This window comes from Streptomyces sp. NPDC049887 (assembly GCF_040656535.1).
Taxonomy (GTDB): Bacteria; Actinomycetota; Actinomycetes; order Streptomycetales; family Streptomycetaceae; genus Streptomyces.
In genome coordinates this window covers 1-23358 of record NZ_JBFAMM010000024.1, presented here as the reverse complement: position 1 = coordinate 23358, position 23358 = coordinate 1, and the positions used below count along the sequence as shown (strand labels likewise).

Annotated in this window: 17 protein-coding genes and 1 pseudogene; 11 read left to right on the top strand and 7 right to left on the bottom strand. The window is 73.2% G+C overall.

The genetic code is table 11. The features are described from left to right. Positions 1 to 47: 47 nt before the first annotated feature. From AB0J10_RS25605 to AB0J10_RS25595, 3 genes are all read right to left on the bottom strand, one after another. Positions 48 to 1142 carry a hydrogenase expression protein HypE gene (locus AB0J10_RS25605; RefSeq protein ID WP_363064803.1) on the bottom strand — a complete coding sequence of 365 codons (1095 nt, stop codon included), beginning with the start codon at positions 1140 to 1142 and terminating at the stop codon, positions 48 to 50. 59 nt (positions 1143 to 1201) lie between these two features. Further along, positions 1202 to 2911 carry a hydrogenase maturation protein gene (locus tag AB0J10_RS25600; RefSeq protein WP_363064802.1) on the bottom strand — a complete coding sequence of 570 codons (1710 nt, stop codon included), beginning with the start codon at positions 2909 to 2911 and terminating at the stop codon, positions 1202 to 1204. Between the two features lie 205 nt (positions 2912 to 3116). Continuing rightward, positions 3117 to 3407, bottom strand: coding sequence for a hypothetical protein (locus tag AB0J10_RS25595; protein WP_363064801.1), 291 nt, complete (start codon positions 3405 to 3407; stop codon positions 3117 to 3119). Positions 3408 to 3750: 343 nt separating this feature from the next. On the opposite strand from AB0J10_RS25595, the gene AB0J10_RS25590 reads away from it, so the two are divergent. The 4 genes from AB0J10_RS25590 (at position 3751) to AB0J10_RS25575 (ending at position 10284) form a co-directional block, all read left to right on the top strand. Further along, on the top strand, positions 3751 to 5019 hold the full coding sequence (locus AB0J10_RS25590; protein WP_363064800.1) for a Tm-1-like ATP-binding domain-containing protein: 1269 nt from the start codon (positions 3751 to 3753) through the stop codon (positions 5017 to 5019). Between the two features lie 106 nt (positions 5020 to 5125). After that, positions 5126 to 6775 (top strand): protein kinase, encoded by a 1650-nt coding sequence (locus tag AB0J10_RS25585; protein ID WP_363064799.1) that lies wholly within the window; start codon positions 5126 to 5128, stop codon positions 6773 to 6775. Then, positions 6772 to 7452 (top strand): hypothetical protein, encoded by a 681-nt coding sequence (locus AB0J10_RS25580; RefSeq protein ID WP_363064798.1) that lies wholly within the window; start codon positions 6772 to 6774, stop codon positions 7450 to 7452. Before AB0J10_RS25585 ends, AB0J10_RS25580 begins: the two co-directional genes overlap by 4 nt. A 117-nt stretch (positions 7453 to 7569) precedes the next feature. Continuing rightward, positions 7570 to 10284: a SpoIIE family protein phosphatase gene (locus AB0J10_RS25575; RefSeq protein ID WP_363064886.1), complete on the top strand. Its 2715-nt coding sequence runs from the start codon at positions 7570 to 7572 to the stop codon at positions 10282 to 10284. A 331-nt stretch (positions 10285 to 10615) separates the two neighbouring features. Here AB0J10_RS25575 and AB0J10_RS25570 read toward each other — a convergent pair whose 3' ends face one another. From AB0J10_RS25570 to AB0J10_RS25560, 3 genes are read right to left on the bottom strand one after another with little or no spacing between them, the layout of a single operon-like run. After that, positions 10616 to 12910: an FtsX-like permease family protein gene (locus AB0J10_RS25570; protein WP_363064797.1), complete on the bottom strand. Its 2295-nt coding sequence runs from the start codon at positions 12908 to 12910 to the stop codon at positions 10616 to 10618. Positions 12911 to 12912: 2 nt separating this feature from the next. Beyond that, positions 12913 to 13683: an ABC transporter ATP-binding protein gene (locus tag AB0J10_RS25565; protein ID WP_363064796.1), complete on the bottom strand. Its 771-nt coding sequence runs from the start codon at positions 13681 to 13683 to the stop codon at positions 12913 to 12915. Continuing rightward, positions 13680 to 14195: a PadR family transcriptional regulator gene (locus tag AB0J10_RS25560; RefSeq protein WP_363064795.1), complete on the bottom strand. Its 516-nt coding sequence runs from the start codon at positions 14193 to 14195 to the stop codon at positions 13680 to 13682. The genes AB0J10_RS25565 and AB0J10_RS25560 overlap by 4 nt, the downstream gene beginning before the upstream one ends. Positions 14196 to 14374: 179 nt before the next feature. Between AB0J10_RS25560 and AB0J10_RS25555 the strand changes: the two genes are divergently transcribed. The 7 genes from AB0J10_RS25555 (at position 14375) to AB0J10_RS25525 (ending at position 23031) form a co-directional block, all read left to right on the top strand. Then, complete coding sequence (locus AB0J10_RS25555; RefSeq protein ID WP_363064794.1) at positions 14375 to 15658, top strand: ABC transporter substrate-binding protein; 1284 nt, start codon at positions 14375 to 14377, stop codon at positions 15656 to 15658. Positions 15659 to 15882: 224 nt separating this feature from the next. Next, the gene (locus tag AB0J10_RS25550; RefSeq protein ID WP_363064793.1) at positions 15883 to 17553 is read left to right on the top strand and encodes a glycoside hydrolase family 13 protein; all 1671 of its coding nucleotides are present in this window, start codon (positions 15883 to 15885) and stop codon (positions 17551 to 17553) included. A 119-nt stretch (positions 17554 to 17672) separates the two neighbouring features. Beyond that, the gene (locus tag AB0J10_RS25545; protein ID WP_363064792.1) at positions 17673 to 18998 is read left to right on the top strand and encodes an ABC transporter substrate-binding protein; all 1326 of its coding nucleotides are present in this window, start codon (positions 17673 to 17675) and stop codon (positions 18996 to 18998) included. Positions 18999 to 19004: 6 nt separating this feature from the next. Then, entirely contained in the window at positions 19005 to 20378 is a 1374-nt protein-coding gene (locus AB0J10_RS25540; RefSeq protein WP_363064791.1) for an ABC transporter permease subunit, read from the top strand. Further along, positions 20375 to 21289, top strand: a complete 915-nt coding sequence (locus AB0J10_RS25535; protein ID WP_363064790.1) for a carbohydrate ABC transporter permease — start codon at positions 20375 to 20377, stop codon at positions 21287 to 21289. Before AB0J10_RS25540 ends, AB0J10_RS25535 begins: the two co-directional genes overlap by 4 nt. A 345-nt stretch (positions 21290 to 21634) precedes the next feature. Beyond that, positions 21635 to 22624, top strand: coding sequence for a glycosyltransferase family 2 protein (locus AB0J10_RS25530; RefSeq protein ID WP_363064789.1), 990 nt, complete (start codon positions 21635 to 21637; stop codon positions 22622 to 22624). Continuing rightward, entirely contained in the window at positions 22621 to 23031 is a 411-nt protein-coding gene (locus tag AB0J10_RS25525) for a GtrA family protein (protein WP_363064788.1), read from the top strand. The genes AB0J10_RS25530 and AB0J10_RS25525 overlap by 4 nt, the downstream gene beginning before the upstream one ends. Here AB0J10_RS25525 and AB0J10_RS25520 read toward each other — a convergent pair. Further along, positions 23006 to 23358 (bottom strand): annotated as a pseudogene (locus AB0J10_RS25520) (hypothetical protein); the annotation flags it as partial. The gene AB0J10_RS25525 and the pseudogene AB0J10_RS25520 sit on opposite strands and share 26 nt — an antisense overlap.

Sequence of the window (23358 nt, the reverse complement as noted above, 5' to 3'; positions counted from 1 at the left end):
TCATCACGTCGTCGAGCGGGAGGGGGGTGTCGCTGTCCCGGAGGGGGTCACGCCGACCACGGTGGCCGGTAACCGGTGGTGATCTTGTCGCCCGTGTGCCGCCACTTGGGCTCCTTGTCCACGGTCCTGGCCGTGATGTTGCGGAGCCTGCGGATCACGGCGCCGTAGGCGCCGCTCGCCGTGCTGGAGAGCTTGCCGCCGGGCGGCTCGTCCATGAACGGCATGAACTTGTCGGGGAAGCCCGGCATGGTGCAGGCGATGCAGATGCCGCCCACGTTCGGGCAGCCGCCGATCCCGTTCATCCAGCCGCGCTTGGGCACGTTGCACTTGACGACGGGCCCCCAGCAGCCGATCTTCACCAGGCACTCGGGCGAGTCGTACGTCTCGGCGAACTGGCCCTGCTCGTAGTAGCCGGCCCGGTCGCAGCCCTCGTGGACGGTCTGGCCGAACAACCAGGTGGGGCGGAGCTTGTCGTCGAGCGGGATCATCGGCGCGGAGCCGGCCGCCTGGTAGAGCAGGTACGTCAGTGTCTCCGCGAAGTTGTCCGGCTGGATCGGACAGCCGGGGACGCACACGATCGGGATGCCCGCCTTGGACTTCCAGTCCCAGCCGAGGTAGTCGGGCACGCCCATGGCGCCGGTGGGGTTGCCGGCCATCGCGTGGATGCCGCCGTACGTGGCGCAGGTGCCGATCGCCACCACGGCGAGCGCGTTGGGGGCCAGCCGGTCGATCCACTCGCTGGTCGTGATGGGCTGGCCGGTCTCGGGATCGTCGCCGAAGCCGCACCAGTACCCCTCCTGCTTGATCGACTCATTGGGCACGGAGCCCTCGACGACGAGCACGAACGGGTCGATCTCCCCGCGCTCCCCCTTGAAGAACCACTCGATGAAGGTGTCCGCGCCGCCCACCGGACCGCACTCGAAGTCGATCAGCGGCCAGTGGACCTGGATCTTCGGCAGACCCGGCAGGGCACCGAGGGCGATCTCCTCGATGCTCGGCTGCATGGCGGCGGTCAGCGCGACCGAGTCTCCGTCGCAGCTCAGTCCGGCGTTGATCCAGAGGATATGGATCGGTTTGTCCTCGGCCGCGGCCGCGCCGGACGAGGCCGCGGCGTCGACCGTGGTCGGCGTTCCTGCATCCATGAGGCGTCTCCTGGGGGATATTGCTAGAAAAAGACCCGAAATCGGGCCTTCGTCCCTTGCTAACAGGCGGCCGTCCCGGCTGCCACCGGGGCCTCCTCCGGCCGGGCGTCCCGCGGTGACTCCTTGCGGACGAAGGCCCTCCGCAGCCGGTGGTAGGGGGCGGTCGGGTCCGAGAAGGTCCGCAGCATCCGGGCGAGCTCGTCCGCGCGGTACGCGGCCAGCGGCCGCACGGCCTCGTCGCGCTCCCGCTGCGCCTTCTTGGCGGCGATCCGGGACTGGGTCGAGGGATTCGGGGCGAGGCGTGCCGCCATCCGGGTGACCTCGCCCGAGAACTCCTCCGGGCCGCACTCGACGACCCGCTCGACCAGGCCGTGGCGGAGTGCGGCGGTCGCCGTCACCGGCAGGGCCTGGGAGGTGAGGCGTTCGGCCATGGGGCCGCCCACCCGCCGGGGCAGGGAGTAGGTCCAGTACTCCGAGCCGTACAGACCCATGAGCCGGTAGTGGGGGTTGAGGATCGACCCCGCACGGCACCAGACCTCGTCGGCGGCCAGCGCGAGCATGACCCCGCCCGCGGCCGCGTTGCCGCCGACGGCGGCCACCACGAGCCGGTCCGTGGTGGTGAGCACGGCCTCCACGAGATCGTCCATCGCGTTGATGTTGGCCCAGGACTCCGCCGCGGGGTCCGCTGCAGCCTCGATGACGTTGAGGTGGATGCCGTTGGAGAAGAAGTCCCGTGCCGCACCGAGGACCAGTACCGAGGTGGGCCGGGAGCAGGCCACCCGGTAGGCGTCGAGCAGCCGCCGGCAGTGCTCCGTGCTCATCGCGCCGCCGGGGAAGGAGAACGACAGCACCCCGACGGGCCCCTCCTCCCGGTAGCGGATGTCGCTCCAGGTACGGCGGTGTTCGCCGAGGCCGAGGGGCGCGGGGAGATCGGGCAGCAGCGGCAGCCGGTCCCCGAGCGCCAGGGTGGCGGGCAGCTTCACACCGGCCCGCCCCTCGGCGTCGCGGCGGTGGCGCAGTTCGGGGATCCACACGGCGCCGTCCACGGTCGCCCGGCACAGGGCGCCGGCCCGGGTGGCGAGCAGCTCGCCGGGGCGGCCCCGCAGCTGGTCCTCCGGGTGACCGCCGTGGAGGAACCACTCGCCGTCCAGCAGTTCGTCGAGCACGCCCGGCTGCGAGTCCGCGGCGCGCAGCTTGCGCAGCACGGTCTCGGTGGGGTCGTCCTCCCAGGAGATGCGCCGGAGCTCCTGGCGGACGTACGGCCGGACGCTCACCTGGCCGTACCCGGCGCTCTGCGGCCTGGGCTCGTACGTCCCGGAGGAGAAGCGGTCGACGGCGAGCAGGACGGCGGTGAGGGCGGCGTCGGAGACCTCACCCCGATAGAGATCGCTCTTGGCGAGGGGCGGGAGGGCGACGTTCGCGGCGGCCCACACGTCTCCGGCGTCCATCTCCCCGTCGGCCTGCAGAACGGTGACACCCCAGACCCCGGCGTCCTCCTGGACCGCGTAGTCCAGCGACGACGGCCCCCGGTCGCCGACCGGGCCGGGGTGGACGACGAGACAGGTGTGCCGCGTCCATACGTCGGCCGGGATGACGGTCCTCAGCATGGGGGCGAGCACGAGACGGGGCTCGTGCCGGCGGACGGCCTCGCGCACGGCGTCCCCGTCCGGGGTGCGCTCGACGGCGACGCTGTGGCCCCGGTCCCTCAGCTCCGCGTGTACGCGCTGGGTGAGGCTGTTGTAGGCGCTGGCGATGAGCAGGATGTGCATGACGGCCTTCCACCGGATCCGGCGGCTGGGCCGTGTCGGCGTCGGTGACGCCGTCCGCCGGCGGGCGGGGCGGGGCTTCGCGACACGGTCCAGGGCCGGCGGAGTCCGGCCGACTGCGATGCTCCGGTACGGCGGAGCGCCTCCTGCGGTACGGAGCCGCCGGGGTCACTCGAAAGCGACCACCGGCGGGACCGATCGGCGGCGCTCAGAACGCGGTGTACCGCTCCGGCATGTGCAGTTCCACACCGTCCAGCTCCAGGGTGCAGCCGGGCTTCATCCGCACCAGGTGCGGTTGGTGGACCCGGACGACGAACTCCCGGGCCGGGTCGTCGGGGAGCAGTCCGTTGAGCACCGTCGTGCCCGTCCCGTGCTCCCGCCGGTACGCGATCACCTTGCCGTCGACCAGGAGTTCGATGCCGCCGGTCCTGCCGGGGCCGACGTTGACGGTGATCGAGTGGTCGCCCCGGTCGAGGTGGAAGTGGTGGTTACGCGACATGGGCACACCTCCACGGTGAACAGCCAGTCCAGCCTAAGTCCGCCGCCCGGCGGGTGCGCGGGGGCGCGCCTGCCGACGGCCCGGAACGGGACCGGGCCACGAGCCCGAGCGCCCGGCGACCCGCGGTACGCGGTGGCGGCCGGCCGGCGCGGCCCGCCCGGACGACTCCGCCGCGGACCGGCGGCCCGACGGCCGAGGGGTGCCGTTTGGGACGCGCCGCACCCGGCGGGGACGCCGCCCGGTCCGGCGGTACCGCCGGAGCCGCCCGCGACGGCCCCGCGCGGCGGGGGCGCCGCCCGGAGGCACCCTTGTCGCTTCGCCGAATCTCGCGGACAGTACCGGGATGGCGATCGTCGTCCTTCTGGGCACCCTGGACACCAAGGGCCTCGAGTACGCGTGGCTTCGGGACCGACTGCTGCGGCACGGTGTCGGGGTGGTGGTCGTCGACGCCGGCGTCGCCGGCGAGCCGCGGCTGCGCGCGGACGTGCCGCGTTCCGAGGTGGCCAGGGCGGCGGGCGCCGACCTGGAGCGGCTGCGGGCGGAGGGGGACCGCGGCGCCGCCGTGACCACGATGGCCCGGGGTGCGGCCGCCACCCTCCTGCGGTTGTACGAGGCCGGGCGGCTGCACGGAGTTCTGGCCCTCGGCGGCAGCGGCGGGACGTCCATCGCGACCCGTGCGATGCGCGGCCTGCCGCTCGGCGTACCGAAGCTGATGGTGTCGTCGATGGCGTCGGGAGATGTGTCCGCCTACGTCGGATCCGCGGACATCGCGATGATGTACAGCGTCGTCGACATCGCCGGCGTCAACTCCGTCTCGGCCCCGGTCCTGGCCAACGCCGTCGACGCCGTCTGCGGCATGGCGAAGGGGTTCGCCGGGAGCGCCCGGGCGGTGCGGCCGGAGCGGATGGGGGCGGGCGGCAGGCCGCTGGTGGCGGCGAGCATGGCGGGCGTCACGACCCCCGGTGTCGACGCGGCCCGCGAGCGCCTGACCGAACTCGGCTACGAGGTGCTCGTGTTCCACGCCAGCGGCACCGGCGGTCGCACCCTGGAGGCCCTGGCGGAACGGGGGCTGTTCGCCGGCGTGCTCGACCTGACGCTCAGTGAGCTGGCGGACGAACTGGTGGGCGGCACCCTGACCGCCGGTCCCGACCGGCTGCTCGCCGCGGGCCGCCGGGGCACGCCCCAGGTCGTGAGCCCCGGCGCCCTGGACATGGTGAAGTTCGGTCCTCCCCACACCGTCCCGGAGCGGCTGCGGGACCGGGACGTGCGGGTGCACAACCCGTCCGTGACCGTGGTCCGCACGACCGCGCGGGAGTGCTCCGAGCTCGGCCGCGGCGTCGCGGAGAAACTGCGCGGCGCCAGGGGACCGGCCGAGGTGTGCCTCCCCCTGCGCGGGCTGTCGACGCTCGGCGCGCCGGGCGGCCCGTACCACGACCCGGACGCCGACGCGGCCCTGTTCGCGGCGCTGCGGGAGGGGCTGCGGGGCAGCCCGGTGGAGACCGTGGACTTCCCCACCCACATCAACGACCCCTCCTTCGGCCGGGCGGCCGCCGAGCGGCTGCACGCACTGATCACCCGCGCCGGCCGGACACCGGCCGCGGAACGCCCATGACCCGGACAGCCGGGAACCGGCCGGTACCGTACAGGTGTCCCTTGTGGGGACGACGGCGCACGCGGCGCCGGCGGTGCGCTCCGGCCGCGTCCGCCGAGGGGGTGGGATGAACACATGGACGGTCCCGGGATACACCGAGACCAGGGAAATCGGTTCGGGCGGCAGCGGACGGGTCGTGCTCGCCGTCCACGACGCCACCGGCACACCGGTGGCCGTGAAGTACCTCGCCGAGCGGCTGCGCCGGGACACCGCCTTCGTCCGCGCCTTCCGCTCGGAGGCACGGCTGCTGAGCGGGCTCGACACCCCGCACGTGGTCCGGTTGTACGAGTACGTCGAGTGCCCCGACGGCGCGGCCATCGTGATGGAGCTGGTGGACGGGATGGCGCTGCGCGCCCTGCTGGCCAGGGAGGGCGCGACCGGCGTCGCACCGGCCCTCGTGGTGCTCAAGGGCTCGCTGCTGGGGCTCGCGGCGGCACACCGGGCGGGAGTCGTGCACCGCGACTACAAGCCGGAGAACGTGCTGGTGGCGCGGGACGGGTCGTCGAAGCTCGTCGACTTCGGGATCGCGGCGGGGCGGGGCACGACGCCCGGGGTCGCGGGCACGCCCTCGTACATGGCCCCGGAGCAGTGGACCGGCGGACCGGCCTCGCCCGCCGCCGATGTGTACGCGGCCACGGCGACGTTCTACGAGTGCGTCACGGGACGCAAGCCGTACACCGGCGAGAACTTCGCGGAGCTCGCGCTCCGGCACACGACCGCGCCGGTGCCGGTCGACGGGGTGCCCGAGGAACTGCGGCCGCTGATCCGGCGCGGGATGGCGAAGTCGCCGCAGGAGCGGCCGGAGACCGCGGAGGCGTTCGTCGCGGAGCTGGAGGCGATCGCGGGCGAGGCCGTCGGACCCGACTGGGAGGAGCGCGGACGGGGGGAACTCGCCGCGTTGGCCGCTCTGCTGCCGCTGCTGCTGCTTCCCTCGGCCGGCGCCCCGCCCGTCTCGGTGGCGGCGCGGGCGTCGACCTCGCTGGGGCGCGGCCACCGGCCCTGGGGTCTGTGGCCGGACCGGCAGGGACTGTTCGCCGCGTCGCTCGCGCTCGTCCTGGGACTGCTGCTGGTGATCGCGGCGCAGGCAGCCGGTGACGCTCCGGGGAGTCCGGCGGCGCGGGCGGTCGCCACCACGAGCGCCGTGCCTCCGGCGCCGGACGCGGCCACCGGCCCGGCCTCCGCCGCGCCCTCGTCTTCCGCCGCCTCCGCGTCCCCCGGCTCCTCGCCCTCGCCCACGTCCTCGGCGACCGGGCCGACGGCGACCGCCGGCCCGTCCGGTGCTGCCGCCCCGTCCACCGCCCCCGGGACTTCGACGGCCCCGCCGGTGATCTCACCGGAGCCCCCGCCGGTCACCTCCGAACCACCGGTGACCCCGGAGCCTCCGCAGGTCCCGGTGGCGACCGTGTCGATCGGTTCCCTGCGGCAGACGGGCCCGGCGACGGCCAGCGCGACCGTCGAGGTCGTCACGGACGGCACCGGCCCGGTGCGCATCGTCCTGGACTGGGCGACCGCCGCGGCCAAGGGCGGCCCGGGAACCCCCGACGGCACAGCCGACACCTTCGAGCGCAGTGGCGCGATGAGGTACACGCTCACCGTCGAGCACGTCTTCCAGAACGCCAGGGCCTGTTACTGGCGGCTCACCGCGGACAGCCCGCCGGGCGCAGCGAACGGCGGCTCGCGGCAGGAGATCGTGACGCAGAGGTGCACGCTCGGATGAACGATCCGCGCCTCCCCTTCCTCAGCCCTCCTCCGTCGCCGGACGGCGAGGGGCACGGCCCGCCTGTGCCCGAGGACTACAGCGCCACCGCGCTCGCCAGTCACTGGTCCGAGCTGCCGGACACGCCCCCGGACGCGATCGAGGGCACCGTGCTGCGCTTCGGCCCGGGAGTCACCGCGGCGGCACGGGAGAGACACGAGGGGGACCGAACGACGGCCGTGTGGCACACGGGCACGCCGCCGGGTGCCGAGGGCCCGCGGACCCTCGGCACCGGCCGGTCGTGGGCGTCCGGACTGCGCCGCTACTCCCTGGCGGCCCTGATCCTGCTCGCCGTGCTCCTCGTCCTGGGTTGGCAGCGGTACGGCCCCGGGCCCACGGTCCGGGGCGTCGCGGTGGACACCGACCCCGGCGGCCCGGGCTGCGACGGCACCGCCGTCGTCACGGCCGTGGTGCGCACCGACGGCAGGCCGGGGACCCTGAGCTACCGCTGGGTGCGCAGCGACGGCACCGCCTCCGAGGTGCTGACGGAGCGGCTGGCCCGCGGCCAGGACACGGCGCGGCTGCGTCTTCTGTGGACCTTCCACGGCGAGGGCACCCTCCGCGCCCGTGCCGAGCTGCGTCTCAGCTCCCCCTCGCGGCACGACGCGTCGGCGGAATTCCTCTACGCCTGTCCGTGACGGGCTTCCCCACTTCGGGGCCTCCGGGGTCAAAGGTTGCCGGACGCGTATGGCCCGATGGGGTCAAGCGGTGCTAGAAAGGACAGCGTGATCAGGCGCTTCGACCGATTGCGGGGCGTGTCGGTTCGGCCACTGATCGGCAGACGCCCCAGGAGCGTCGCCGGGCAGGTGTTCATCCTCCAGGTGGCGGTCGTGGTCCTGCTCGTTCTCGGGACGATCCTCGCCCTGGTCCTCCAGACCCGGCACGACACCGACCGTGAGGCCCGCAACCGGTCGGTCGCGGTCGCCGAATCCTTTGCCCACTCCCCCGGACTGCTCGCCGCGCTGGACTCCCCCGACCCGTCCAGCGTCCTGCAGCCGATCACCGAGGAGGCGCGGAAGCGCGCGGGCGTCGACTTCATCGTCGTCATGGACACCAACGGGATCCGCTACACCCATCCCCTGCCGGAGCGGATCGGGCACCGCTTCGTCGGCACGATCGAACCCTCCCTGCAGGGCGAGGTGCTCCTCGAGAGCGTGGACGGCCCCCTGGGCAAGGAGGTCCAGGCGGTCGTCCCCGTCACCGGCCCGGACGGCAAGGTCGAGGCGCTGGTGTCGGCCGGACTGACCGTCCGCAACGTCACGGGCGCGGTGAACCGGCAGCTGCCGGTCATCCTCGGCACGGGAGCCGCGGGCCTCGCCCTGGCCACCGCGGGCACGGCCCTGGCGACCAGACGCCTGAAACGCCAGACCCACGGGCTCGGCCCGGCCGAGATGACCCGTATGTACGAGCATCACGACGCCGTCCTCCACGCGGTACGGGAAGGCGTCGTCATCGTCGGCGGGGACGGAAAGCTGCTGCTCGCCAACGACGAGGCCCGCCGGCTGCTGGGCCTGGGCCCCGACTCCGAGGGGCGGCCCGTACGCGACCTGGCCGGTCTCGAACCCTCGACGGCGGAACTGCTCGCCTCGGGCACGGCGGCCACGGACGAGGTGCTGACCGCAGGGGACCGAATGCTCGTGGTCAACCAGCGGTCCACCGACGGTCCGGGCGGTCCGCTGGGCACCGTCGCCACCATCCGCGACTCCACGGAGCTGCAGGCGCTGACGGGCCGGGCCGAGGTGGCGCGCAAGCGCCTCCAGCTGCTGTACGACGCCGGCGTGGGGATCGGGACGACGCTGGACGTGGCCCGGACCGCGGAGGAGCTGGCCGAGGTCGCGGTCCCCTCGTTCGCCGACTACGTCACCGTCGACCTCGCGGACCCCGTACTCAACGGGGAGGAGCCGAACGGCTCCGCGGGCGAGATGCGCCGCACCGCCGTCAGCGGGATCCGCGGCGACCACCCGCTGTACGAACGCGGCAGGCTGATCGCGTTCCTGCCCTCCACACCGCAGGCCCGCGGGATGGGCACCGGACGGGCCGAGGTGGTACCGGACCTGTCCAGGGCGCTGGGCTGGCGCGCACAGGACCCCGAGCGGACGAAGGCGATCGTCGAGTACGGCATCCACTCGCTCATCACCGTGCCGCTGCAGGCCCGCGGAGTCGTGCTGGGGGTCGCCAACTTCTGGCGTTCGGAGAAGCCCGGCCCCTTCGAGCAGGACGATCTGTCCCTCGCCGAGGAGCTGGTCGCCCGGGCCGCGGTGTCGGTGGACAATGCCCGCCGGTACACGCGTGAGCACGCGCTCGCCGTGACGCTCCAGCGAAGCCTCCTGCCGAGGGCGCTGCCGGAGCACAGCGCCGTGGAGGTGGCGCACCGCTATCTGCCGGCCCAGTCCGGAGTGGGCGGCGACTGGTTCGACGTGATCCCGCTGCCGGGCAGCCGGGTCGCCCTGGTCGTCGGCGACGTGGTGGGGCACGGGCTGCACGCCGCGGCGACGATGGGACGGCTGCGGACCGCGGTGCACAACTTCTCCACGCTCGATCTGCCGCCCGACGAGCTCCTCGGCCATCTGGACGACCTGGTGGGCCGAATCGACCAGGACGAGATGGGCCCCGGCGGCAGTCCCGACGGCCCGGCGATGACCGGCGCCACCTGCCTCTACGCCATCTACGACCCGGTGTCGCGGCACTGCACCATGGCCCGGGCCGGGCATCCGCTGCCGGCGCTGGTCCGCCCCGACGGCAGCGTCGAGTTCCCGGAGCTCCCGGCGGGCCCGCCACTCGGGCTCGGCGGGATGCCGTTCGAGAGCGCGGTGCTCGAGATCCCCGAAGGCACCAGACTCGTCTTCTACACGGACGGGCTCATCGAGGACCGCAGCCGCGACATCGACGTGGGCATCGAGCTGCTGCGCCGCGCCCTCGCGCGCACGGACGGCACACCGGAGCAGACATGCCAGGGCGTCCTGGATGCGCTGCTGCCCGCCCGCCCGAAGGACGATGTGGCCCTGCTCATCGCCTGTACGCGCGCCCTCGGCCCGGACCGGGTCGCCGAGTGGGACGTGCCGTCGGACCCGAGCGCGGTGGCCGGGATGCGCGCAGCCGCCGTCGCGAAGCTCGCGGAGTGGGGCCTGGAGGGGATGGCGTTCGGCACCGAGCTGATCCTCAGCGAACTGCTCACCAACGCGATCCGCTACGGCACCCAGCCCATTCGGGTACGGCTGCTGTACGACCAGGGCCTGACCTGCGAGGTCGCCGACGGCAGCAGCACCTCACCGCACCTTCGCTACGCCGCGACGACGGACGAGGGCGGCCGCGGGCTGTTCCTGGTGGCTCAGCTGTCCGAGCGCTGGGGCACGCGGTACACGTCCGAAGGCAAGATCATCTGGGCCGAGCAGCCCCTCCCGGGTGACACACCGGACACGGAGGCGGACGGGGAGGCCCTGCTGCGGCTGTTCGACTCCGAACTGCTCTGAGGCTCCCCGGGCCTCTCACCTCCGCAGGGGAACCTTGGGCAGCTTCGGGTCCGGTCGGCCGGCGGCTGGGCTGGTCGTCCCGGCCGATCAGCCCGATCAACGGATGGAGCATGTCCTGCGGCCCGTCATGTACGAGATCCCGAGCCGCAGCGACGTGACCACGGTGATCATCGGCGAACGCACGGTCCGCGAGGACGTCGCCCCCCTGCTGGTGACCGGGCAGCCGCCCCCGGAGGAGCCGGGGCCGCGGCCCGCCGGGGAGACGCGGCAGGCACCGGCCGCACCACCGGCTCCCACCCCGACGGCGGCGACCCCGGGCGGACGGTCCGGCTCAGGCCACCGCGCTGAGGGTGTCCACCAGCCGGCGGCGCGCGGCCCGGGCCGCCGGCAGGGCCGCGAGCGCGATCGCGCCGAGGACCGCGGCGGTGGCGAGCAGCACCAGATGGAGCGGCGAAGGGGTCTGCGCGATGCCGGCTCCGATGCCGCTGGAGCGGCCCTCGGCGTCGATCAGCCAGTGGGCCAGAGGCACCCCGAGCCCCGCCCCCACGACCGCGGCGGCCAGCGCGGTGCAGCCGACCGCGGTGACGGTGACCGCCGTGATCTGCCGGGGCGACAGCCCGATCGCCTTCAGGGCGAGGAGGTCGCGCTCCCCGTCCCGTACGCTCCCGCCGATCGCCGTCGACAGTTCCGTGAGCCCGATCAGGGCGAGCACACCGATCAGCCCGGCGACGACACCCCGCATGGTGGAGAGCCGGTCGGCCGGGCTGGTGACCTCGTGGATGTCGAGTCTCCCCGCCGACGCACCGCTCAGTTCGGCGCGTACGCGGGCAGGGTCGGCTCCCGGCCGCAGTTGGATCTGGTACAGCGTCGCACGCAGGGCCGGGTCGTTCTCGCGGAGTGTGTCGAGCGAGGTGGAGACGGTCCGTCCGCCGTTCTCCGGTTCGATGCTCCGGCCGACGATATGGAGGATCTGCGGATGGCCCCCGACGGTCATGCGCACCCAGTCGCCGACCTCCACGCCCAGCAGATCGAGCAGGCCCTGCCCGGCCACCGCCTCGTCGGGGCCTTCGGCGGCCCGGCCCTCTGCCACGGTGTACGGGTACGGCCGCTCGCGGGTGCCGAGGCCGCGCAGTGCGATGGTGCCTGTCTGGCCGGGGACGAGCGCCGCGACCTCGACACCGGGGTGGGCCGCCACGACCTGCGGGTGGCCGCCGAGCAGCGCCGCGGCCTCCCTTTCGGCGAGGCCGCCGTCCGCGCGTGCGGTCAGCGCGGAGGGCAGTCCCAGTTCCGCCGGTCTGCTGTCGAAGCGCGCGATGGTGGTCCAGGCACTGAGCGCCACGGTGATCAGCAGCAGCGGCAGGGCCAGCCGGACGATGGTGGCGGGGCTCTGGGGGCCGCGGGCGAAGGCCCGGTGCCAGCCGAGGACGAGGGCCGGGGGCAGCCCGAGCCCGAGGGCCCTCCTGGCCGGTCCGGACAGCCGGCCGCCCGGGGCCTTCCCGGCCGGGAGCACCGGGACCGGGGGCACCCGGCCGGCCCGCCAGGCGGCGAGGCAGGTGGTGGCGCCGATGAACAGCACCGCGGCGACGGGTACGGCGAGCAGGGCGGCGGTGTGCCCGGGCAACCCCTGCCAGACCGCGACCGCCTCGCCGAGCCGTCCGGGCAGGGCGCTGCCCAGGGTCTGGATGAGCAGCGTGGCGACCAGGGCGCCGAGAACGGCGAAGGCCAGGTGCTGGACCAGGAACACCCGCACCACCTGCCCCGGGGTGAAGCCGACGGCCTTGAGCACGGAGATGTCCCTGAGGTGACCGCGGACCCGGGTGCTGATCGCGCCGAAGACGGCGAGCGCGGCGGCCAGCAGCGCGCCGAGCCCGAAGAGCCCGAGGACCTGGCCGAGCAGCCGGGTGTCCCCCTGGGCCTCCGACCTGGCCTGCTGCCAGTGGGAGACGTCGGTGACCGCCCCGGCTCCGAGCACGGTGACGGCGCGCTGCACGGCGTAGTCGGTGTCGGCGGGGTCGGTGAGCAGCAGACCGACGACGTGGCCGGGGCTCTCGCCCGTGTCCCGCACCTGGCCGGGCAGGGCCCAGACGGTGCCGGGCCGTTCGCCGGGACGGTAGCGCGGTTCGGCGCTGTCGGCGACGCCGACGACGGTCAGGGTGCGGCCGGTGCCGGGGAGGGTGAGGGTGTCGCCGGGGCCCGCGACGAGGGCCCGGGCGAGGCTGCTCTCCAGGACCACGCCGTCGGGGGTCGCCGTGGTGAGCCAGCGGCCGGAGGTGAGGAGCGGACGCCCGGTGACGGGCGGCTCTGCTCCGGCACCGCGGAGTTCGACGGACGCGCGGGCGCCCCGTGAGGCCACGGCCGCCGACGCGGTGCGGAACGGGCCGGACACGGCTTCGACCCCGTCGAGGGCGGCGAGGCGGCCGGGGTCGGCGGCGGGGCCGGTGTGGATCCAGACGTGGGCGCCGTGCGACTGGGCGAAGACGCGCTGCCAGGGGTTGGTGGCGTAGCCGAAGAGTGCCGCGGCGAGCAGCAGGGCCGCGACGATGCCCGCGGTGGCGGAGACGATGAACAGCGCCTCGCCCCGATGGGTGCGCAGGTCGGCGTGCGCCCAGCGCAGTGTGGCCCGCACCGTCAGTCCTTCAGTTCGAGGACGCCGGAGAGCCCGGTGCCCCGGGCGGGGGTGCCGCCCAGCTCGGCGTCGTCGGCTATGCGGCCGTCGAAGAAGCTGATGACCCGGTCGGCGGCGCTGGCGAGCCGCGCGTCATGGGTGACGAGCAGGATGGTCTGGCCGCGCTGGTGGAAGCGGGACAGCAGGCGCATCACCTCGCGGGTGCCCTTGCTGTCGAGGCTGCCGGCGGGCTCGTCGGCCAGCAGCAGCCGGGGATGGTTGACCAGTGCGCGGGCCAGTGCGACCCGCTGCTGCTCTCCGCCGGACAGCTCGCCCGGCATGCTGCGGGCCTTGCCCTCCAGGCCGAGCTCGGCCAGCAGCTTCTCGCGCTCGGCCCGCGCCTGCCGGGGGCCGGTGCCGGCCAGTAGGGCGGGCAGCTCGACGTTGTCGGCGACGGTGAGGTTGGACACGAGGTTGAAGAACTGGAAGACGATGCCGATCCGGCGCCGCCGCTCGGTCGCCCACCGGGCCTCGCTGTAGGAGTCGGTGCACTCGCCGTCGAGCCAGATGCTTCCGCCGTCGGGCCGCTGCAGTCCGCCGAGCAGGTGGAGGAGGGTCGACTTGCCGGCTCCGGAGGGGCCGCTGACGGCGACGAACTCCCCGTGGCTCACGGACAGGTCCACCCCTCGCACGGCATGGGCGGGGGCACCCTCGCCGTGGTGGGTCTTGACGAGTCCCTCGGCGCGCAGGAGCGGGGTCCGGCCGGTGCCGTCCGGGTCGGGGGTGCGGCTCATTCCAGCCCCTCCAGCTCCTCCTGGCAGCGCTCCAGCCAGTCGAGGTCGGCCTGCAGGTGCAGCATGGCTCCCTCGATCAGGAGATGGGCGATGCGGTTGTCCCGGTCCTCGGTCGCGGACAGCTTCGACAGGTTGCGCATGGTGTTGAGGTACTCGCGTCGCTGTTTGTTGATGAGGGCGATCTGGTCGGCGAGCCCGGTCCTGGGGGCGAGGGCGAGCTTCATGAAGAACTCGTCCCGTACCCGCGGCTCGTCCGCCGTCTCCTCGAACCAGGCGCGCAGCGCCTCCGTCCCGGCGTCGGTGAGGCGGTAGATCTTCTTGTTGGGCCGGCTCGACTGGGCGACTTCCTCGCCCTGGATCAGCCCCGACTTCTCCAGGCGCCCGAGCGTCACGTAGATCTGGCCGACGTTCGGCTGAGGGTACGCCGAGCCCAGCAGTTGCTCAAGGTCCTGCTTGAGCTCGTAGCCGTGGGCGGGCCCCCGGGACAGCAGCGCCAGGAGGGGCAGACGCACGCGCGCTCCCCTCCTCCCTGTTCGTCCGCCGGCCGGCCGAGGACGGTCCGCTACCGTGTCCGGTGTGGCCCGGATCGCTCTCGTCATTCGATACGGGCCCTAGTATCGCCCATGCCTAACGGGTATACATGCCCTGGACGCGGTCGAAGAAGCCCACGCCGGTGCACCAGGAGGAACCTATGCGGTGGATGCGTGCCGCCGGTAGGGGGCTCCTGATCGCGGCGGTGGTGCTCGCGGGATACGTCTCGGCGGGCACCGGGACCGGCGCGGACTCCGCCGGCGCGGCCCGGGGCGAGGGGCGCGGCCCCATGACGCTGGCCACCGCCGGGGATCTCACGGGGTACCTGGGGCCGCTGCTGGAGGGCTGGAACCGCAGCCACCCGGACGAGAGGGTCACCCTGGTCGAGCTGCCGGACTCCGCGGACGAGACCCGGGCGCAGCTGACCACGGGTCTGCGCTCCGGCCGCGGCCGGTACGACATCCTCAACATGGACGTGGCGTGGACCTCGGAGTTCGCCGCCGCGGGCTGGATAGCCCCGCTGGAGGCGGACCGCTTCCCACTCGGCGGCTTCCTGCCGCCGGTGCTCGACACGGCGACGTACGAGGGAAGGCTGTACGCCGTCCCGTACGTCACGAACGCCGGGATGCTCTACTACCGCAAGGACGTCCTCGACCGCGAGGGCCTGGCTCCGCCGCGCACCTGGGCGGAGCTGGAGCACCAGGCGCGGACGCTGGCCCCCCGGTACGGCCTCGGCGGTTACGCGGGGCAGTTCCTGCCCTACGAGGGCCTCACGGTCAACGCGACGGAGGCGGTGTACTCGGCCGGGGGCACGATCCTCGGCGACGATGGCCGGGTCACGGTGGACTCCCCGGCGGCCCGCGCCGGCCTCGGCTTCCTCACCCGCGGGGTGCGCGACGGCTGGATCCCCGGGGAGGCGCTGACCTACAAGGAGGAGGAGTCCCGGCAGGCCTTCCAGGACGGCAGGCTGCTGTTCCTGCGCAACTGGCCCTACGCCTACGCCGGGGCCTCCGGTGCCGACTCGCGGGTGGCGGGGAAATTCGGCGCGGTGCCGCTGCCCGGACCCGACGGCCCGGGGACCAGTGTGCTGGGCGGGTCGAACCTCGCGGTCAGTGCCCGGGCCCGGCACCCGGAGTCGGCGAACGACCTCATCGCCTATCTGACCAGCGCCCCCGTACAGCGGAAGGTGCTGACGGAGGGCGCGCTGCCGCCCGTGCGTGCGGAGCTCTACCAGGACCCCGGACTGATCCGGCGGTTCCCCTATCTGCCCGCCCTGCGGGCCAGTGTCCTGTCCGCGGCGCCGCGACCCAAGAGCGCGCGGTACGGACAGGTGAGCCTGGCCGTTCAGGCCGTCGTGCACGACGCGATGGCCCAGCACCAGAACCCCGACGAGGCCGTGCGCCGCCTCTTCCGGGAGCTCTCCGCGGTCGCCCGCCGGGGCTGAGCGCCCGGCTCTTCCTCTGCACCCACCCCACTTACCTACCTGTTAGGTAACAGCATCACATCACCCTGGGCTCGAGCGGCAGGGACATACAGGGACATAAACCCCAACTGCCTTGGCTTTCCTGCACAACCGTTGACACCTTCTCGACACCCCTACTTAACATGCATGCATAACCGCTGACCTTCTGGTCGCGGGCACCCCTTCACGAAGAAACAGGTCAACGGGTGACGCTCACAGCCACGGCCGACCACGGCCTCTCGCACCGCCCCTCGCACCGCTGGTGGCGCGACGCGGTGATCTACCAGGTGTACGTCCGCAGCTTCCTGGACAGCACGGGTGACGGGATCGGCGACCTCGCCGGGGTCCGCACCGGACTCCCGTACCTGAAGAAGCTCGGCGTCGACGGCATATGGCTGAGCCCCTTCTACCCCTCGCCGCAGCACGACCACGGCTACGACGTCGCCGACTACTGCGACGTCGACCCGGTATACGGCGACCTGGCCGAGTTCGAGCTGCTGATCGCCGCCGCGCAGCGGCTCGACATGAAAGTGCTGCTCGACATCGTCCCCAACCACTGCTCCAGCGAGCACGCGTGGTTCCGCGAGGCCATCGCCGCCGGCCCCGGCAGTGCGGCCCGCGCCCGGTTCCACTTCGCCGAGGGCCGCGGCCCCGGCGGTGATGTGCCACCGAACAACTGGCACGCGATGTTCGGCGGCCCCGCCTGGAGCCGGGTGACCGAGGCGGACGGCAGCCCCGGCCAGTGGTACCTGCACATGTTCACGCCCGAGCAACCCGATCTGAACTGGCGCAACCCCGAGACCGGCGCCCACTTCGAGCAGGTCCTGCGCTTCTGGCTGGACCGGGGCGTCGACGGCTTCCGGATCGACGTCGCCGCCGGGCTCTTCAAGCACCCGGAGCTGCCCGACTCCTCCGACCCCGAGGCCGACGCCCGCACCCGCGACTCCGTCAACCCCCTCGCCTGGAACCAGCCCGAGGTGCACGACGTGTGGCGCCACTGGCGTTCCGTGTGCGAGGAGTACACCCTCCGCGACGGACGGGAGCGCCTTCTGGTGGGGGAGGTCTCCGTACCGACCGCGCGCGAGCACGCCCGCTACGTACGGCCGGACGAACTCCACCAGGCATTCTTCTTCGACCTGCTGAGCGCGCCGTGGGACGCCGCGGCGTTCCGGAAGGTCGTCTCCGAGGCGATGCAGGACATCGCCGGCACCGGCTCCACCGTCACCTGGGTGCTGAACAACCACGACCAGGTCCGCACCGTGACCCGGTACGGGGAGTCCGGCACCGAGGGCAGCGGGCTCGGCTCGGCCCGTGCCCGGGCGGCCGCGCTGCTGATGCTGGCACTGCCCGGCGCCGCCTACATCTACCAGGGCGAGGAGCTGGGTCTGCCGGAGGTCGTGGACCTGCCCGACGAGGTGCTCACCGACCCGATCTTCCGGCGCACCGGCAGCCGGGCGCGGATCCGCGACGGATGCCGGGTGCCGCTGCCCTGGTCGGGCCATGCCTCGCCGTTCGGCTTCACCTCCGGAGCCGAAGGGGCCAAGCCCTGGCTGCCGCAGCCCGGCTGGTTCGCCGAGCACGCCACCGACCGCGCGCTCGCCGACACCCGCTCGTTCTGGCACCTGTACCGCGACGGTCTCCAGTTGCGCCGCGGGCTGCCGCAGCTCGGCGAGGGCGACCTGCGCTGGCTCGACTCCCCGCCGGACGTGCTCGCCTTCGTCCGCGGTGACGGGCTGGTGTGCGCCGTCAACTTCGGCACCGCTCCCGTGCCCGCCCCCGTCTCCGGTGCGCCGCTGCTGTCCAGCGGCCCCTGCCCGACCGGTGCGCTGCCGGGCTCCACCGCCGCCTGGTGGATCGGCGACGGCACCACCCTCTGAGCCGCGCCCCTCCCCTGAACCGCACCACCGCCAGAACCCCCGTCCCCGCAACCCGCCCACCCGTGAACCACGCTCTGCGACGCTCCGCCCGTTTCCCCGACCGGTAAGGAAGTTCTGCCATGAACCCACGACGCACGATGCTCGCCGGATGCACCGCCCTGGCCCTCGCCCTCGGTGCGACCGCCTGCGGCGGCGGCCCCGTCACGCCGGCCGGCGGTGGCGACAAGTCCCTCGACGGCCAGACGATCACGGTCGCCGGCGTCTGGTCCGGCGCGGAACAGAAGAACTTCCAGAAGGTGCTGGACGCCTTCACCGAGAAGACCGGCGCCAAGACGCAGTTCGTCTCCACCGGTGACAACGTCTCCACCGTCGTCGGCAGCAAGATCGAGGGCGGCAACGCCCCCGACGTGGTGATGGTCCCGCAGGTCGGTGTGCTCCAGCAGTTCGCGAAGAGCGGCTGGCTCACGCCGCTGTCGAAGACCGCCGAGCAGTCCGTCGACGACAACTTCGCGCCCGTGTGGAAGAACTACGGCAGCGTGGACGGCTCCCTCTACGGCCTGTACTTCAAGGCCGCCCACAAGTCGACCGTCTGGTACAGCCCGGAGGCACTGGACCAGGCGGGCGTCAAGCCGCCGTCCACGTACGCGGACATGCTGAAGGCCGGCCAGGCGGTCTCCGACTCGGGTCTGCCCGCCTTCGCGGTCGCCGGTGAGGACGGCTGGACGCTCACCGACTGGTTCGAGAACATCTACCTCTCCCAGGCCGGTCCCGAGAAGTACGACCAGCTCGCCGCGCACAAGCTCCCGTGGACCGACGCCAGCGTGGTGAACGCGCTGACCACGCTCGGCAAGGTCTTCTCCGACAAGGAGCTCGTCGCCGGCGGCCAGAAGGGCGCGCTCGCCACCGACTTCCCCGGCTCGGTCGAGAAGGTCTTCGGCCCCGAGCCCGAGGCGGGCATGGTCTACGAGGGCGACTTCGTCGCCGGTGTCGCCAAGGACCAGTTCGGCAGGAAGATCGGCGAGGACGCCTCCTTCTTCCCCTTCCCCGCGGTCGACGGCGGCAAGGCGCCGGTCGTCAGCGGCGGTGACGCCGCGGTCGTGCTGAAGGACGGCAAGAACCGGAAGGCGGCGATGGCGTTCCTGGAGTACCTGGCGACCCCGGAGTCAGCGGCGGTCTGGGCCGAGGCGGGCGGCTTCCTCTCCCCCAACAAGAAGCTCGACCTCGCCTCGTACGGCGACGACACCACCCGCGAGACGGCCAAGTCGCTGATCGACGCCGGCGACTCCGTCCGCTTCGACATGTCCGACCAGGCACCCGCGGCCTTCGGCGGCACCAAGGGCGCGGGCGAGTGGAAGCTGCTCCAGGACTTCCTGCGCGACCCGTCCGACCCGAAGGCCACCGCGGCCCGTCTCGAGGACGCCGCGGCCAAGGCGTACAAGGACTGACGACCCATGACCGCAGTCACCACACCACCGGCCGCCCCGACCTCGGGGCGGCCCCGGCCGACGAGGGCCGGGGACCTCCGGCAGCGCGCCCGGCGGCGCCGGCGGATCGTCGCCCTGGCCTTCGTGCTCCCGGCGCTGCTGCTGCTCGGCGCGCTCGTCGTCTACCCGGTGCTGTTCTCGGTGGGGCGCAGCTTCTTCGACGCCTCCGGCACCCGGTTCGTCGGCGCAGGCAACTACGCCGAGATGTTCCGCGATCCGGCCACGCTCAAGGCAGTCCGCAACAGCGCCATCTGGGTCGTCGTCGCGCCGACCCTGCTCACCGGGCTCGGGCTGATCCTGGCCGTCCTGGTGGAGAAGGTGCGCTGGGCCACGGCGTTCAAGCTGCTGCTGTTCATGCCGATGGCCGTCTCCTTCCTCGCCGCCGGCATCATCTTCCGGCTCGCCTACGAGGAGGACCCGGACAAGGGCGTGCTCAACGCGGCCGTGGTCGGTGTGCACGACGCCTTCGAGGGCTCGTCGCCGTACCCGACCGCACGCGCCAGGGACGGACAGGGGCTCGCCAAGGGGCCGGACGGGTCCTACGCCACGACCGCGGCGGCGTCACCGGGGGACGTGCTCACGCTCGGGCTCGTCGGGGTGAAGCCCGCGGAGATCCCCCGGGAGGCGCGCCCCGCGCACGGGGCGGCGCAGAAGCAGGCGGGCACCGGTGAGCTGTCGGGCGTCGTCTATCTGGACTTCACCCCCGGCGGAGGCGGCGAGCAGGGCAGGGTCGACCGTACCGAGAGCGGGCTGCCGCGGATGACCGTCGAGGCGGTCCGCGACGGCAGGACCGTCGCCTCGTCCACCACCGCGGCCGACGGTTCCTTCGCCTTCCGGGACCTGGAGGCGGGCTCCTACACGGTGCGGCTGCCCGCGGCGAACTTCGCGCCGCCCTACGAGGGGGTCTCATGGCTCGGGCCCGCGCTGGTCACCCCGGCCATCATCGGCGCCTACCTGTGGATCTGGACGGGTTTCGCGATGGTGCTCATCGGCGCCGGGCTGTCCTCGCTGCCGCGTGACGCGCTCGAGGCGGCCCGGATGGACGGGGCCAACGAGTGGCAGGTGTTCCGCCGGATCACCGTCCCGCTCCTCGCGCCGATCCTGACCGTGGTCTTCGTGACGCTGGTGATCAATGTGATGAAGGTCTTCGACCTCGTCTACATCATCGCGCCCGGGCCGGTGCAGGAGGACGCCACGGTACTGGCGACCCAGATGTGGCTGGTGTCCTTCGGCGGCGGCAACGACCAGGGGCTCGGCAGCGCGCTCGGCGTCCTGCTCCTGCTGCTGGTGATCCCCGCCATGGTCTTCAACGTCCGCCGTTTCCGCAGGAGTCAGTCATGAGCGCCACCCTCACCGACCCCGCCGCCGCGCAGGAGCCGGCCGCCGCCGACCGGACGGCAGGGGCGAAGTCCGGCAGCCGGCTCGGCCGCTGGCTCGGCAACGGCGTGGTCCAGGCCCTCCTGGTGGTGATCGGCCTGGTCTGGATCACCCCGCTCGCCGGTCTGCTGCTGTCCTCGCTGCGTACGCCCCAGGACAACGCGAGCAGCGGCTGGTGGACCACGCTGACCAGTCCCGGGCAGCTGTCCTTCGACAACTACACGGAGCTGCTGGGGAACGCGGGCATCACCCAGGCGTTCTGGAACACCGTACTGATCTCGGTGCCGGCGACCGCCCTGGTCATCGTCCTCGCGGCGCTCGCCGGATACGCCTTCGCCTGGCTGGAGTTCCCGGGCCGGGACTGGATCTTCCTGCTCGTGGTGGCACTGCTGGTGGTACCGGTCCAGGTGGGCCTGCTGCCGGTCGCCAAACTCTTCGGCCAGCTGGGGCTGTTCGGGACGATTCCCGGTGTGGTGCTGTTCCACGTGGCCTACGGGCTGCCGTTCGCCGTCTTCCTGCTGCGGAACTACTTCGCGGACATCCCCCGGGAGATGCTGGAGGCGGCGCGGATGGACGGCGGCAGCGAGTGGCGGATCTTCACCCGGCTGGTTCTGCCGGTGGGACGCCCGGCGATCGCGAGTCTGGCGATCTTCCAGTTCCTGTGGGTCTGGAACGACATGCTCGTGGCACTGCTCTTCGCGGACAGTTCGTCGCAGCCGCTCACGGTGGAACTCCAGTCGCAGGTGAGGCAGTTCGGCAGCAACATCGACGTGCTGGCACCTGGCGCGTTCCTGTCGCTGGTCGTGCCTGTGGTCGTGTTCTTCGCCTTCCAGCGGCACTTCGTCCAGGGAGTGATGGCCGGCTCGGTCAAGTGAGCCGGACCTCCGGGCGCGGCCGGTCCTCGCACGCACGGCGTGCGGAGGCCGGCCGCGCCCGTGCGTGTCGTCCGTGGCCGACCGGCCCGTGGCGACGCGCACCCGCCGCTCCGGGCACGGGGGCAACGGCGAGCCGGCCCGGCAGCTCCGGCACCGGGTGTCCGCAGCCGACTCCGACGCCGTACGCGGCACGCCGGAACCGCGGGCACGCCGGAACCGCGGGGCGGCGGACGGCGGGGCATCCGCGGCTCCTGCACGTCACCGACCCCGGCGGTCGCACCCCCGACACACTCGTGCGGAGTAGGTACCGCGGCCGGGCACCCCTTTCCGCGTTCCACTGGAGGCATGCCACACCCCCAGCTGACGGTCGTCGTCCCCTGCTTCGACGAGAGCGAGGTGCTCGACGCCTTCCACACGGCGCTGGTCGCCGCGCTGGAGCGGACCGGGGAGCACTTCGAGATCTGCTACGTCGACGACGGGAGCGGCGACGGGACCGCCGACCGGCTGAGGGCCCTCGCCGCGGCTTCGCCGTACGTGCGCTACTCCTCCTTCAGCCGCAACTTCGGCAAGGAGGCCGCTCTGCTCGCCGGCATGCGGATGGCCCGGGGCGACGCGGTGGTGCTCATGGACGCCGACCTGCAGCATCCCCCCGAGCTGGTGCCCCGGATGCTGGAGCTGTACCGGCACGGCTACGACCAGGTCGTCGCCCGTCGTGACCGCACGGGCGAGGGCGCCGTGCGCTCGGCCCTGAGCCGGGCGTACTACCGGCTGGTGCGGCACTTCATGGACGTGGAGATCGCGGACGGGGAGGGCGACTTCCGGCTGCTGTCGCGCCGCGCCGTCGAGGCCGTGCTGTCCCTTCCCGAGAGCAACCGCTTCTCCAAGGGGCTCTTCTCCTGGATCGGGTTCCCGACGGCCGGCTTCACCTACCGCAACGTCGAACGGGCCGCGGGCAGTTCCAAGTGGGGCGGCAGACGCCTACTCGACTACGGGATCGACGGGCTGCTGTCCTTCAACACCCGTCCGCTGCGCCTGGCGATCCACACCGGGCTCTGGCTCTTCCTGTCCGCCCTCGGCTACGCGGTGTGGATCGTCGCGAACGCGGTGCTCGACGGCGTCGAGACACCCGGGTACGCGACGCTCATCACCGCCATCGTCGGCCTGAGCGGCGTCCAGCTCGCGACCCTCGGCGTCATCGGCGAGTACGTCGGCCGGATCTACCACGAGGCGAAGCGGCGGCCGCACTACGTCGTGGCCGAGAGCGACGCCGCTCCACCCCGGCCCGCGGACGGAGTCCCCCCGGCGGCCGCGGCGCAGTCCCGGCCCCGCCGGTGAACACCGCCCTCCTGCGGCAGTTCGCCGTCTTCGCCGTGATCGGGGTGGTCAACACCGGGGTGTACTACGGGGTGTACGCCCTGCTCCTGCTGTGGCTGCCGTACCTGGCCGCGCACGCCCTGGCGTACGGGGTTGGCGTCACGGGCTCGTTCCTGCTGAACTCGTACGTCACCCTCCGCACCCGGCCGACGTGGCGCGGCTTCGTGCGCTATCCGCTGTCGGGGGCGGCCGGTCTCGTGGGCAGCGGAGTGCTGCTCCATCTGGCCGTCAGCCGGCTGGGCATGGACGAGCATCTCGCGGCGGTCGCCGCCGGGGTTCTCGTCACCCCGTTGTCGTTCCTGGTCGCACGCTGGGCGATCACGTCCGGCGCTCGACGGACGGTCACGGAACCCGCGTCGAGCGAGTGATCCGCTCCAGCCCGTAGTACTCGGCGACACACCGGGCCGGCCAGGAGATGCGGCCCCCGTTGCGGAACGGTTCGAGCATCCCGGCGACCGGGGTCGGGGTGTACGGCGCGACCTCCGCCCCGCGCGCCGCCGCCGCGCGCAGCGCCGTGTCCTGACGGTCCCACTGCCCGGCCCGTACCCGCATGTCCTGGCCCAGTCGGTGCAGCGGCTGGGCCATCCCCACCACGGACGCCGCGCAGAGCGCCGCGGCGGCCGCCGCGGCCGCCACCACCGCCCCCAGCCCGGCGCCGCGCCCGCGCCGCCCCCAGCCCAGCAGCGCGCCGATGC